We start from the raw sequence: 12,021 nt of genomic DNA on the forward strand, positions 1-12,021 counted from the left end.
GCTGAATCCGCGCCCGCGGCGCCGGTATCGCACCCTCGCCGGGCGGTTCCGGCAGCGGCAGTTCCCGCCGCCGCCCCGCGGCGCGCGATAACGCATAATCCCCGGTCCGGGCCCGATGTCTGGCCATCCACCGCAATACCCGAGGCAACGAGCCGCATGGCCCGCATCATCGCTGTCGCCAACCAGAAAGGCGGGGTCGGCAAGACCACCACCGCCGTGAACCTGGCCGCCGCCCTGGCCAAGACGCCCAAGCGCGTGCTGCTGGTCGACCTGGACCCGCAGGGCAACGCGACCATGGGCAGCGGCATCGACAAGCGCGAGATCGAGGACACGATCTGCGACGTGCTGCTGGGCGAGGCCGACGCGGCGAAGATCCTCAAGCGCACCGCCGAGGAGTTCGACCTGCTGCCGGCCAACATCGAACTGACCGCGGCCGAGATCAGCCTGATGAGCGAATCGGGCCGCGAGCAGCGCCTGAAGGCCGCGCTCGCGCCGCTGCGCGTGCACTACGACTACATCCTGATCGACTGCCCGCCGGCGCTGTCGCTGCTGACGCTCAACGCGCTGACCGCCGCGGACTCGATCATCGTGCCGATGCAGTGCGAGTACTACGCGCTGGAAGGCATCTCCGCATTGATCGACACGATCGAGGCGCTCAAGGCCAACCTCAATCCCGCGCTCGAGATCGAAGGCGTGCTGCGCACCATGTTCGACGTGCGCAACAACCTCGCCAACGCGGTGTCGGGCGAACTGACCAAGCATTTCGGCGACCGCGTGTTCCGCACCATCGTGCCGCGCAACGTGCGCCTGGCCGAGGCGCCCAGCCACGGCCAGAGCATCGTCGGCTACGACCGCGCCAGCCGCGGCGGCATCGCCTACATGGGCCTCGCCGGCGAAGTGCTGCGCCGTCAGCGCGAGCGCGAGCAGGCGGTGAAGGCGACGGCCAAGGAGGCGGCGGCATGAGTGCGGTGAAGAAGCGCGGCCTCGGCCGCGGCCTGGAGGCGTTGCTCGGCCCCAAGGCCGCCGCCGAAGCGCCGACCCTGGTCGAGGCACAGCCCGGCGACACCCTGCGCACGCTGCCGATCGACGCGCTCACGCCCGGCAAGTACCAGCCGCGCCGCACCATGGACCAGGGCAAGCTTGGCGAGCTCGCCGACTCGATCCGCGCGCAGGGCGTGATCCAGCCGATCGTGGTCCGCGACCTCGGCGGCCGTGCCTACGAGATCATTGCCGGCGAACGCCGCTGGCGCGCCTCGCAGCTCGCCGGCCTGAGCGAAGTGCCGGTGGTCGTGCGCGAAGTCGACGACCGCACCGTGGTCGCGATGGCGCTGATCGAGAACATCCAGCGCGAGGACCTCAACCCGCTGGAAGAAGCGATCGCGCTGCAGCGCCTGATCGACGAATTCGACCTGACCCACGCCCAGGCCGCCGATGCGGTCGGCCGTTCGCGCGCGGCGGTGTCCAACCTGCTGCGCCTGCTGGAACTGCCGGTCGAGATCCGCGTGCTGCTGGAAACCAAGGCGCTGGAAATGGGCCATGCGCGCGCGCTGCTGACCTTGACCCCGCAGGCCGCGATCGCGCTGGCACGCCAAGCCGCCGAGAACGGCTGGTCGGTGCGCGAAGTGGAGCACCGCGCGCAGCTGCTCGCCGCCGGCAAGATCGCCACCGGCGCGAACGCCAAGGCGAAGCCGGTCAAGGCCAAGCCGCAGGCCGACATCGCCGCGCTGGAACGCGAACTGTCCGAGTCGCTGAGCACCCAGGTCAGCATCCTGCACGGCCGCGGCGGCAAGGGCCGCCTGGTGATCCATTACAGCGACCTGGATTCGCTCGATGGCGTGCTGGAACGGCTGCGCACCAAGGCCGAATAGCTTCGCGGAACGCAGCACGAGCAGTCGGGCGGCGGCGCGCCGGTCGATCTGTTCCGAGCATGGCGTGAGCGACGGCATCGAGCCGTCGCCCAGGCACGTCAGCAGGCAGCGGCCCGTACTCTTCTAGACGCCCTTTGCCAGCGCCGCGCGCAACCGCCGCAAGGCCGGCGCGATCGCTGCCTCATCGATCACGCCGAATCCGATCACCACCGCCGGCGCGGCGCGCAGCGTCATCGCATAGTCGGCCGCGGCGATCGCGCCGGGCAGGTGCTGCCGTGCGGCGGCGACGACCCGCTCGGCCTGCGCCGGATCGCGCACGCGCGCCGCCAGGTGCAACCCGGCTTCCGACGGAATCGGCTCCAGCCACGGCGACAGCTCGCGCGCGATCCCGGCGAGCAGCGCGTCGCGCCGCTGCGCGTACACCCCGCGCATCCGTCGCACGTGGCGCGCCAGGTGGCCATCGCGGATGAACGCCGCCAGCAACGATTGCGTGATCGTGTCGCAATGCGCATCGGCCACGTGCTTGAGTGCGGTGAGCGCCTCGCGCGCCCACGCCGGCGCCACCACGAAGCCCTTGCGCAGCGACGGAAACAGGCTCTTGGAAAAAGTGCCGACGTAGAACACGCGCGCCTCGCGGTCCAGCGTCTGCAGCGCGTCCAGCGGACGCCCGCCGTAGCGGAACTCGCCGTCGTAGTCGTCCTCGATCACCACCGCATCGTGCATCCGCGCGTACTCGAGCAGCGCAAGGCGTCGCCGCAGCGACAAGGCCACGCCGGTCGGCGACTGGTGCGAGGGCGTGACGCTGACCACGCGCACCCCCGGCGGCAACGCGTCCACGCACAGGCCTTCGGCGTCGACCGGCACCGGCACCAGGGTCGCCCCGGCGGCGGCGAACGCGGCGCGCAGCGGCGGATAACCCGGATCCTCGACCGCCACCGTGGTCCTGCCCGGCGTCACCAGCACCCGCGCGAGCAGGTCGAAGGCCTGCTGCGCCCCGGAGGTGACGACGATGTCCTCGGGCGTGCACGCGACCGCGCGCGCGAACGCGACGTGCCGGGCGATCGCCTCGCGCAGCACCGGAATGCCCTGCGACGGCGGATAGGCGAACGCGGTCTTCGACCAGGTGCGCAACGACTGCGCCATCAGCCGGCGCCAGACGTCGTGCGGAAAATGCAGGTGGTCGGGCATGCCGAGGCGGAAGCTGCGCGCAGGGAGCGTGCGCGGCGCCAGGGCCTGCGGGTCCGGCCGCCGCCAGTGCGGATTGAGGCGGGTGTCGCCGGCGACGTCGGGGCGCGATGCGGGCCGGCGCTGCAGGCGGCGGACATCGGCGACCACGGCCCTGGCCCCAGGGCGCGGAATGACATAGCCCTCGGCGACCAGCAGGTCGTAGGCGGCGATCGCGGTGTTGCGGGCGATCCCCAGCCCGGCCGCCACGTGCCGCGTTGACGGCAGCGCAGCGCCGGCGGCGAGGCGGCCGTCGAGGATCGCGGCGCGCAGCTGCTCGTGCAGGCGCTGGGTGCGATTGCCCGCGTCGGCGCCATCGTCGAAGCGGATCGCGAACTCGAAAACTGGTTCCTGCGAATTCATCGGGACCGGGCTGCCTGGGGAACCAGCCGCAGCCTACGGTAGCTCCACGGCCCGACCAACCGCCGGCTTCCGAGGACCCCACGATGACCTGCTACATCTGCGCGACCTGCGGCACCCAGTACGCCGATTCCACCGCCCCGCCCGAGCGCTGCGTGGTCTGCGAGGACGAGCGCCAGTACGTCGGCTGGGAGGGCCAGGCCTGGACCACCCACGCCGCGCTCGGCGCGCAGTACCGCCTGCGCATCGAGGACGACGCCGGCCTGCTCGGGCTGGGCCTGCCCACCGACTTCGCCATCCCGCACCGCGCGCTGCTGCTGCCGGCGGACCTGGGCAACGTGCTGTGGGAGTGCGTCAGCCTGGTCAGCGACGAAGCGGTCGCCGCGTTGCGCGCGCGCGGCGGCGTCGACCTGATGGCGATCTCGCACCCGCACTTCTACACGTCGATGGTGGAGTGGAGCGAGGCGCTGGGCGGCGTGCCGATCCTGCTGCACGAAGCCGATCGCGCCTGGGTGCAGCGGCCGTCGAAGCACATCCGCTTCTGGAGCGGGGACGAACTCAGGCTCTCGCAGGACGTGACCCTGCTGCGTGTCGGCGGCCACTTCGACGGCAGCACCGCCGTGCACTGGCAGCGCGGGCCGCGCGGCGCGACGCTGCTGCCCGGCGACGCGCTGCAGGTGGTGCTCGACCGCCGCCACGTCAGCTTCATGTACAGCTATCCGAACTACATGCCGATGAAGCCGGCCGACGTGCGCCGCATGCAGGCATTGCTGGCGCCTTACGCCTTCGATGACGTGTTCGGCTACACCTGGGGCCGCAACATCATCGGCGCTGGCCGCCAGGCGGTGGACGCTTCGTTCGCGCGCTACCTGCAGGCGGTGGCGGCATGAACGCGGCGATCGCGGCGATCGATCCGGCATTGCTGGCGCGGCTGCACCACACCGACAGCGCGTCGCTGCCGTGGATACCTTCGCCGGTGCCCGGCAAGGCGGCGCGGCCGCTGCGCTTCCTGCGCGGCAATCGCGGCTTTGCCGAGTTGCTGCGCATGCAGCCCGGCGTGGCCATGCCGCTGCATCGCCATACCGGCGAGACCCATGCGTTCAACCTCGCCGGCTCGCGCCGCCTGTGCAACGGCGAAGTAATCGGACCGGGCGGCTACGTGTACGAGCCGCCGGGCCATGTCGACAGCTGGGAAGTCGTCGGCGACACCGCGCTGGTGGTGCTGGTCGTGGTGACCGGAGAGGTGCACCTGCTCGCGCCCGACGGCCACGTGCGCGGCATCGCCAACGCGGCGACCCGCTTCGTCGAATACCAGACCTTCTGCCGCGAGCACGGCGTGGCGATGCTCGACCTGTTCGACTGACAGATGCGGGGCGGCCGGCACGATCGCCGGCCGCTGCATCAACCACACTGCGTCAGAGATTGACCGCGCCCATGTGCGCCGCCGGATAGCGGGTGCCGGCCACCGCGTGCGCGTCCAGCACCGTTTGGATCCGCTGCAGTTCGGCCGGGTCGAGCACGATCGCCGCCGCGCCGGCGTTTTCGTCCAGGCGCGCGATCCGGCGCGTACCCGGGATCGGCACGATGTCCGGCCCCTGCGCCAGCAGCCACGCCAGCGCGAGCTGCGCCGGCGTGCAGCCGCGCGCCTGCGCGAGTTCGGTCACGGCTTCGACCAGCGCGCGGTTCTGCTCGACGTTGCCCTCCTGGAAGCGCGGGTTGCTGCGGCGCCAGTCGTCGGCGGCCAAGCCGCCGGCGTCGCGGATCGCGCCGGTGAGGAAGCCGCGGCCGAGCGGGCTGTACGGCACGAAGCCGACGCCGAGTTCGCGGCACGCCGGCAGGATCTCCGCCTCGACGTCGCGCGTCCACAGCGAGTATTCGCTCTGCAGCGCGGCGATCGGATGCACCGCGACGGCGCGCCGCAGCGTCGTCGCCGACGCCTCCGACATGCCCAGGTGGACCACCTTGCCCGCCTCGACCAGGCGCTGCATCGCGCCGATGGTTTCCTCGATCGGCACGTTGGGATCGACCCGGTGCTGGTAGTACAGGTCGATGCGGTCCACGCCCAGGCGCTGGAGGCTGGCATCGCAGGCGGCGGCGACGTACTCGGGCCGGCCGCTCACGCCGAGGAAGGCGCCATCGGGTGCGCGCACGTTGCCGAACTTGGTGGCGAGCACGACCTCGTCGCGGCGGGTCTTCAGCACCTGGGCGAGCAGGCGCTCGTTCGCGCCCACGCCGTACATGTCGGCGGTGTCGAGGAAGTTCACCCCGATGTCGAGGGCGTGGTGGAGCACGGCGAGGTTGTCGGCCTCGTCGCTGGGTCCGTAGAAGTCCGACATGCCCATGCAGCCCAGGCCGATGGCGGACACGGTGAGGCCCTGGCGGCCCAGGATGCGGCGGGGAAGGGAAGCGCTGGTCATGATCGAAGCTCCGGTCGTTGGGGAGTGCGCACACCCTATTCGCCGCAGCCGCGCAGCGTTAGCCGATTGCTCCCGGATTCTTGCCCGATCCTCCATGGCGCTGGTTCCACGCGTTTATCGCCCGGGGCGGGCGCGCATAATCGGCACACGGTTTTCATGAGGCCATGCGATGCACGACAAGGCTTTCAATGTGGTTGCCGCGCGCCCGGAACTGTCCGCGCAGCAGGCCGAACTGGCCGACCGGGTTGCCCGAAACTCCCCCGACGAGGGCCTCAACGCCACGGCGGTGCCGGGCCTGTCGCTGATCCGCGCCTCGGCGCCGTCGCTGCCGTTGCCCAGCGTCTACCACCCCTGCCTGTGCGTGGTCGTGCAGGGCCGCAAGCGCGCGCTGCTGGGCGAGGAGATCTTCGTCTACGACCCGCTGCACTACCTGGTCGTGTCGATGACGCTGCCGCTCGCCGGGCAGATCCTCGAGGCCTCGCCCGCGCAGCCGTACCTGTGCCTGCGCGTGGACATCGATCCGCAACTCGTGGCCGAACTGCTCACGCAACTCGGCCCGCGCGCGCCGGCGCACGAACCCCCCGCGGCGCGCGCGCTGTACCTCGCGCGCACCAGCGCGCCGCTGCTCGATGCGGTGTTGCGCCTGGCGCGCCTGCTGGACACGCCGGAGGAAGCGCCGGTGCTGGCACCGCTGGCGCTGCGCGAAATCCACTACCGCGTGCTCACCGGCGAACTGGGCGAGCGCCTGCGCCAGCTGTGCGAGGTCGACGGCCCGTCGCAGCGCATCGCCCGCGCGATCGAGCGGCTGAAGGCGCACTACGCGCAGGCGCTGCGCATCGAGGACCTGGCCGCCGCCGCGCACATGAGCCCGTCGTCGCTGCACCAGCGCTTCAAGGCGGTGACGTCGATGTCGCCGCTGCAGTTCCAGAAGCAGCTGCGGTTGCAGGAAGCGCGGCGGCTGATGCTGAGCGAAGGCCTGGAGGCGGCCGCGGCCGGGCATCGCGTGGGCTACGAAAGCCCATCGCAGTTCAGCCGCGAATACCGGCGCCTGTTCGGTGCGCCGCCGCGGCGCGAGATCGTCTCGGCGCGCTCGGCCGGAGCCTGATTGCCCGGCGCTCACCCGGTCAGGGGATGTCCCCGTTCAGCGCGTTGCGCGCGTGCGGTTTGGGAGCAGTATTCCGGCCCATGCCCCACTGCACCGTCCGCTACAGCGTAAAACTCACGCCGAAAGCGGCCGACGCGCGGCCGATCGATGCGATCGGCATTTTCAGTGAACTCCGCGCCCCGGATGAAGTGGGCCTGCCCGGCGCCCTGATCTCGCGGCGGCTCAATACCTTCAGCGGTCCGGCCGGCTATTCGATCCGCGACATGGTCACCCGCAGCAACGACTGGACCATGGACGTACAGGATCGCGTCGGCCCGCTGCAGTGGGATAGCTGAAGCGCGGCAAGCGGCGCGCTCGCAGACCGTCGCGCTACCCGTCGAGCGCGCACTCCGCCTCGCACACCTGGCGCACGCGCGCGGCCATGTCGCACCAGCGCGGACAGGCCGGACTGCGCATGCGTTCCCAGGCGGCAGCGAGCGCCGGCTCGATCTCGTCCCAGCGGCGCTGGAAGCGCTTGTCACGGGCGACTTCCAGAACCGCCCGCAGCAGCGCCTCGTCGGGGCTCATGGTCGGCTCGTGCATCGTTCATCCCGTCAAAATTGCGGAGGGACAGCATCAGTACGCGGCGAAAGACCGCGAGGCAAATGAACGGGCACCGCAAACCCAAACAGTTCAGCTCACCGCGCAGGTTGCGACGCACGTAGTGGCGTTCGGCACGTGCGCCGCCGTGTGCACGGCGGTACGCCTACACGGAAACGGCCGCGATTGCGGCCGTTTCCGTGAGCCAGGCGACGGCTCGGGTTACCAGATCTTCACCCGGTCCGCGGGCGCCAGGTACAGCTGCTCGCCGGCCTTCGCGCCCCACGCGTCGTACCACGCGTCGATGTTGCGCACGGTCTGCGCGCGCCAGCGGCCCGGCGAATGGCCGTCGGTGAGCACGCGCTGGCGCAGCGCGGCATCGCGCATCTTCGAGCGCCACGACTGCGCGTAGGCGAGGAAGAAGCGCTGGTCGCCGGTCAGTCCGTCGATCACCGGCGCTTCCTTGCCGCCCAGCGACTTCCTGTAGGCCAGGTACGAGATCGTCAGGCCGGAGACGTCGGCGATGTTCTCGCCCAGCGTCTGCTCGCCATTGATGTGCAGGCCCGGCAGCGGCTCGTACGCGCTGTACTGCGCGGCCAGCTTCGCGGTCGCATCCTTGAAGTGCTTGGCGTCTTCCGGCGTCCACCAGTTGGCCAGGCGGCCCTGCGCGTCGAACTCCGCGCCGGTGTCGTCGAAGCCATGGCTGACCTCGTGGCCGATGATCGCGCCGATCGAACCGTAGTTGGCGGCGGCATCGGCCTTGGGATCGAAGTACGGCGCTTCCAGGATCGCGGCGGGGAAATTCATCGCGTTCTGCAGCGGGAGGTTCACCGCGTTGACCGTCTGCGGCGTCATCCACCACTCGCCACGATCGACCGGCTGGCCCAGCTTGGCGACCTGGTGCTTGTACTCCTGCGCTTCCGCGCGCAGGCGGTTGCCGAGCGGATCGTCGGCGCGGATCTCCAGCGCGGCGTAGTCGCGCCAGGTCTCCGGGTAGCCGACGCTGACGCGCATCGTCTGCGCCTTGGCCTTGGCCTTCGCCTTGGTCTCCGGGGTCATCCATTCCAGCGTGTCCACGCGCTCGGCGAAGGCGGCGAGGATGTTCTTCACCATCTCCTCGACCTGCGCCTTGGACGAGGCCGGGAAGTACTTCTCGACGTACAGCTTGCCCACGGCGTCGCCGAGCGCGTTGTTGGTGGAGTCCAGCGCGCGCTTCCAGCGGTCCTTCTGCTTGGGCGTGCCTTGCAGGGTGGTGCCGAAGAAGCCGAAGCGCAGGTCGGCGTAGGCCTTGGGCAGCAGGTCGGCGTTGTGGCTCAACGCGTGGAAGGCGAGGTAGTCCTTCCAGGTCTGCAGCGGTTCGCTGCCCACCAGCGCGGACAGCTGCGTGATCGCGGCCGGCTGCCACGCGACGATGGTCTTCTGCGAGGACAGGCCCGCGGCGTTGAAGTATTCGTTCCAGTCCAGGCCCGGCGCCTTCCTGGCGAAGTCCGCCGTGGCCCACGGGTTGTTGGCCTTGTGCACGTCCTGGGTGTCGACGATCGAGGCGTGCGCCTTGGCGATCTTGCTTTCCAGCGCGACCACGGCCTTGGCCTTGGCCTCGGCGTCCGCCGCGCCGGACAGCTTGAACAGCGCGGTCACGTACTCGAGGTACTTCGCGCGCGTCTCCACCATCTCCTTGTCGCCCGAGAGGTAGTACTCGCGGTCGGGCATGACGAGGCCGCCCTGCATCAGCGTGGCGACGTTGTGCTCGGGATCCTGCAGGCCCTGCGCGACGAACAGGCCGAACAGGTTGTCGGTGTGGTAGTTGGTGGCGTTGAGCGGATCCACGTCGGCGCGCAGCCCAGCGCCGAGCACACGCGCGAGGTCGGCCTTGGACGCGATCGCATCGATCTTCGCCAGCTCGGGCTTCAGCGGTTCCAGGCCGCGCGCCTCGATTCCGGCTTCGTCCATGTAGGCCGCGTAGTAGTCGGCGATCCGGCGCGCATCGCTACCCGCGGCGGGATTGCTGGCGGCCAGGCCCTTGATCAGGTCGGCGTTGCGCTGCTCGGCCTTCTTCTGCACTTCAAAGCCGGTGCCGATGCTGGAGCGGTCGTCGGGAATCTGCGCACTGTTGCGCCAGGCGCCGTTGGCGTAGGCGTCGAAGTCGTCGCCCGGCTTCACGTTCTTGTCGATGCCGGCCAGGTCGACGCCGAGCGTCGGCGCGGTCGCGGCGGCTTGCGTGGGCGTCGCCGGGGCGGTGGTGGCTTCGCCGGACGGCTTGCACGCGGCGAGGCTGCAGGCCAGGGCGAGGAACAGCAGGTTGCGGTTGAGGTGCATGGGTTTCTCTGGATCGCCGGTGAAGCGGCGATGGTGCCCGGATGCCGCGCGCGTGCATGTGCAGGAAGGCACGGCGCGGGGCTGTCTCGTTCAGATTTCCACCGGCGCGCCAAGTTCGACCAGGCGCGTGGTCGGAATGCGGAAGAAGTCCGTGGCCGGCGCGGCATTGCGGTGCAGGAAGGCGAACAGGCCATCGCGCCAGATCGGCATGCCGCGCCGCGGGCGCGCGACGATGCTCTCGCGGCTGGCGAAGTAGGTCGTCTCCATGGGGTCGAAGACCAGCCCGCCATGATCGCTGCACCGCATCAGCGCCAGCGGCACGTCCGGGATTTCCATGAAGCCGTAGCGGACGGTGGCGCGGTAGAAGTCGTCGCCGATGGTCTCGATGCGCAGGCGCTCGGCGGCCGTGACGTGCGGCACGGCGCGCGTCTCGACCGTCAGCAGCACGTTGCGTTCGTGCAGGACCTTGTTGTGCTTGAGGTTGTGCAGCAGCGCCTTGGGCACGATGCCCTGCTGCGCGGTGAGGAACACGGCGGTGCCCGGCACGCGCGCCGGCGGCGCCAGCATCAGTCCGGGCAGGAAGGTGTCGAGGCGGATGCCGTCCTTGAGGATCTCCTGCTGCAGCAGCTGGCGGCCGCGACCCCAGGTGCGCAGCACGGCGAACACCAGCACGCCGAGCGCGATCGGGAACCACGCGCCGTCCATGAACTTGGCCAGGTTGGCGGCGAGGAACGCCACGTCCACCAGCACGAACAGCGCGGCCAGCGGCCAGAACAGCCACGGCGGCAGCGCCGCGCGCGCGCGCATCGCCACGATCAGGATGATGCTGGTGATCAGCATGGTGCCGGTCACCGACACGCCGTAGGCCGTCGCCAGCGCGGTGGAGCTGCCGAAGCCGAGCACGGTGGCGATCACCGCCAGCATCAGCAGCCAGTTGATCGACGGCACGTAGACCTGCCCCATCGCCTGGTGCGAGGTGTGGCGGATCGCCAGGCGCGGCAGGTAGCCGAGCTGGATCGCCTGGCGCGTGGCCGAATACGCGCCGCTGATCACCGCCTGCGAGGCGATGACCGTCGCCGCAGTGGCCAACGCCACCATCGGATACAGCGCCCAGGCCGGCACGCCGAGGTAGAACGGATTCGCCACCGCGTGCGGATTCGCCAGCAGCAATGCGCCCTGGCCGAGGTAGTTGAGGGTCAGCGCCGGCAGCACGATGAAATTCCACGCGTACTGGATCGGGCGACGGCCGAAGTGGCCCATGTCCGCATACAGCGCCTCGCCGCCGGTGACCGCGAGCACCACCGCGCCGAGGATGAAGAGGCCATGCCAGCCGTGGTCGATGAAGAAGCGCAGCCCCCACCATGGATTGAGCGCCTGCAGCACGCCCGGATGCGCGCTGATGTTGTGCACGCCGATCGCGGCGAGGGCGAGGAACCACACCACGATCACCGGCCCGAAGGCCTTGCCGACCAGGTCGGTGCCGAACCGTTGCGTGGCGAACAGCAGCACCAGCACGGCGATCGTGATCGGCAGGACCCAGCTCTGCAGCGCCGGCGCCGCCACCTGCAGGCCCTCCACCGCCGACAGCACCGAGATCGCCGGCGTCAGCACGCCGTCGCCGAAGAACAGCGCCGCGCCGAACACGCCCAGGATGCCGATCACGTACGCCGCCTTGGATGTCGGCGGCAGCGTACGCTGCGCCAGTGCGGTCAGCGCCATGATGCCGCCCTCGCCTTCATTGTCGGCGCGCATGATCACGGCGACGTACTTGGCCGTGATCACGATCATCAGCGACCAGAACACCAGCGAGAGGATGCCGAGCACCGTCGGCGCATCGGCGGCCAGGCCGTAGTGCGGAGTGAAGGCTTCCTTGATCGTGTACAGCGGACTGGTGCCGATGTCGCCGAAGACCACGCCGATCGCCCCCAGCATCATGCGGCGGAAGCTGGCCTGGCCGTGGCTGTCATCGTGATTGCCGCCGGCATGGAAGGTCGAATGCGTGGTCGCGGTGTTCACGGGATGTCTCGACGCCAGCAGCGGGTGACGTTTTGCAGGGCGGCAGTGTTCGCCCGCGGCGCGTAAAGGCGGAAGGCGTTGCCGGCCGTTGCGGCGTAAATTCCGCGTAAATTCCGCGCTCCCGGGCCTGCGCGGC

Annotated in this window: 11 protein-coding genes; 6 read left to right on the plus strand and 5 right to left on the minus strand. The window is 70.2% G+C overall.

The features are described from left to right. Positions 1 to 156 precede the first annotated feature (156 nt). Positions 157 to 963, plus strand: coding sequence for a ParA family protein (locus tag BP05_RS10600; RefSeq protein WP_496363216.1), 807 nt, complete (start codon positions 157 to 159; stop codon positions 961 to 963). Beyond that, positions 960 to 1,868 carry a ParB/RepB/Spo0J family partition protein gene (locus BP05_RS10605; protein WP_496363218.1) on the plus strand — a complete coding sequence of 303 codons (909 nt, stop codon included), beginning with the start codon at positions 960 to 962 and terminating at the stop codon, positions 1,866 to 1,868. The genes BP05_RS10600 and BP05_RS10605 overlap by 4 nt, the downstream gene beginning before the upstream one ends. 123 nt (positions 1,869 to 1,991) lie before the next feature. Here the strand turns inward: BP05_RS10605 and pdxR are convergent, their stop codons facing one another. Further along, entirely contained in the window at positions 1,992 to 3,455 is a 1,464-nt protein-coding gene (gene pdxR, locus BP05_RS10610) for a MocR-like pyridoxine biosynthesis transcription factor PdxR (protein WP_496363220.1), read from the minus strand. Positions 3,456 to 3,538: 83 nt separating this feature from the next. Here pdxR and BP05_RS10615 point away from each other — a divergent pair, with 83 nt between their 5' ends. Both BP05_RS10615 and BP05_RS10620 read left to right on the plus strand, forming a co-directional pair. Continuing rightward, positions 3,539 to 4,342 (plus strand): MBL fold metallo-hydrolase, encoded by an 804-nt coding sequence (locus tag BP05_RS10615; protein WP_496363222.1) that lies wholly within the window; start codon positions 3,539 to 3,541, stop codon positions 4,340 to 4,342. After that, positions 4,339 to 4,815, plus strand: a complete 477-nt coding sequence (locus BP05_RS10620; protein ID WP_496363224.1) for a cupin domain-containing protein — start codon at positions 4,339 to 4,341, stop codon at positions 4,813 to 4,815. Before BP05_RS10615 ends, BP05_RS10620 begins: the two co-directional genes overlap by 4 nt. Before the next feature lie 52 nt (positions 4,816 to 4,867). On the opposite strand, the gene BP05_RS10625 is transcribed toward BP05_RS10620, so the two are convergent. After that, positions 4,868 to 5,869, minus strand: coding sequence for an aldo/keto reductase (locus tag BP05_RS10625; protein WP_496363226.1), 1,002 nt, complete (start codon positions 5,867 to 5,869; stop codon positions 4,868 to 4,870). Positions 5,870 to 6,038: 169 nt separating this feature from the next. Here BP05_RS10625 and BP05_RS10630 point away from each other — a divergent pair, with 169 nt between their 5' ends. Together BP05_RS10630 and BP05_RS10635 are read left to right on the plus strand one after the other, a co-directional pair. After that, positions 6,039 to 6,974, plus strand: a complete 936-nt coding sequence (locus BP05_RS10630; RefSeq protein WP_496363228.1) for an AraC family transcriptional regulator — start codon at positions 6,039 to 6,041, stop codon at positions 6,972 to 6,974. An 80-nt stretch (positions 6,975 to 7,054) separates the two neighbouring features. Then, positions 7,055 to 7,309 carry a hypothetical protein gene (locus tag BP05_RS10635; RefSeq protein ID WP_496363230.1) on the plus strand — a complete coding sequence of 85 codons (255 nt, stop codon included), beginning with the start codon at positions 7,055 to 7,057 and terminating at the stop codon, positions 7,307 to 7,309. A gap of 34 nt (positions 7,310 to 7,343) precedes the next feature. Here BP05_RS10635 and BP05_RS10640 read toward each other — a convergent pair whose 3' ends face one another. The 3 genes from BP05_RS10640 to BP05_RS10650 all read right to left on the minus strand — a co-directional run bounded on the left by BP05_RS10640 (position 7,344) and on the right by BP05_RS10650 (position 11,804). Next, positions 7,344 to 7,556 carry a hypothetical protein gene (locus BP05_RS10640; RefSeq protein ID WP_496363232.1) on the minus strand — a complete coding sequence of 71 codons (213 nt, stop codon included), beginning with the start codon at positions 7,554 to 7,556 and terminating at the stop codon, positions 7,344 to 7,346. A gap of 219 nt (positions 7,557 to 7,775) precedes the next feature. Next, entirely contained in the window at positions 7,776 to 9,869 is a 2,094-nt protein-coding gene (locus BP05_RS10645) for a M13 family metallopeptidase (protein WP_496363234.1), read from the minus strand. A gap of 90 nt (positions 9,870 to 9,959) precedes the next feature. After that, the gene (locus BP05_RS10650; RefSeq protein WP_496363805.1) at positions 9,960 to 11,804 is read right to left on the minus strand and encodes a potassium transporter Kup; all 1,845 of its coding nucleotides are present in this window, start codon (positions 11,802 to 11,804) and stop codon (positions 9,960 to 9,962) included. Positions 11,805 to 12,021 lie beyond the last annotated feature (217 nt).

It is taken from the genome of Lysobacter oryzae DSM 21044, assembly GCF_059568595.1.

Coding starts and splice junctions, on each gene's coding strand:
- pdxR (WP_496363220.1), bottom strand. CDS start 3,455: ATGAATTCGCAGGAACCAGTTTTCGAGTTCGCGATCCGCTTCGACGAT.
- BP05_RS10615 (WP_496363222.1), top strand. CDS start 3,539: ATGACCTGCTACATCTGCGCGACCTGCGGCACCCAGTACGCCGATTCC.
- BP05_RS10640 (WP_496363232.1), bottom strand. CDS start 7,556: ATGCACGAGCCGACCATGAGCCCCGACGAGGCGCTGCTGCGGGCGGTT.
- BP05_RS10625 (WP_496363226.1), bottom strand. CDS start 5,869: ATGACCAGCGCTTCCCTTCCCCGCCGCATCCTGGGCCGCCAGGGCCTC.
- BP05_RS10620 (WP_496363224.1), top strand. CDS start 4,339: ATGAACGCGGCGATCGCGGCGATCGATCCGGCATTGCTGGCGCGGCTG.
- BP05_RS10605 (WP_496363218.1), top strand. CDS start 960: ATGAGTGCGGTGAAGAAGCGCGGCCTCGGCCGCGGCCTGGAGGCGTTG.
- BP05_RS10630 (WP_496363228.1), top strand. CDS start 6,039: ATGCACGACAAGGCTTTCAATGTGGTTGCCGCGCGCCCGGAACTGTCC.
- BP05_RS10635 (WP_496363230.1), top strand. CDS start 7,055: ATGCCCCACTGCACCGTCCGCTACAGCGTAAAACTCACGCCGAAAGCG.
- BP05_RS10650 (WP_496363805.1), bottom strand. CDS start 11,804: ATGATGCTGGGGGCGATCGGCGTGGTCTTCGGCGACATCGGCACCAGT.
- BP05_RS10645 (WP_496363234.1), bottom strand. CDS start 9,869: ATGCACCTCAACCGCAACCTGCTGTTCCTCGCCCTGGCCTGCAGCCTC.
- BP05_RS10600 (WP_496363216.1), top strand. CDS start 157: ATGGCCCGCATCATCGCTGTCGCCAACCAGAAAGGCGGGGTCGGCAAG.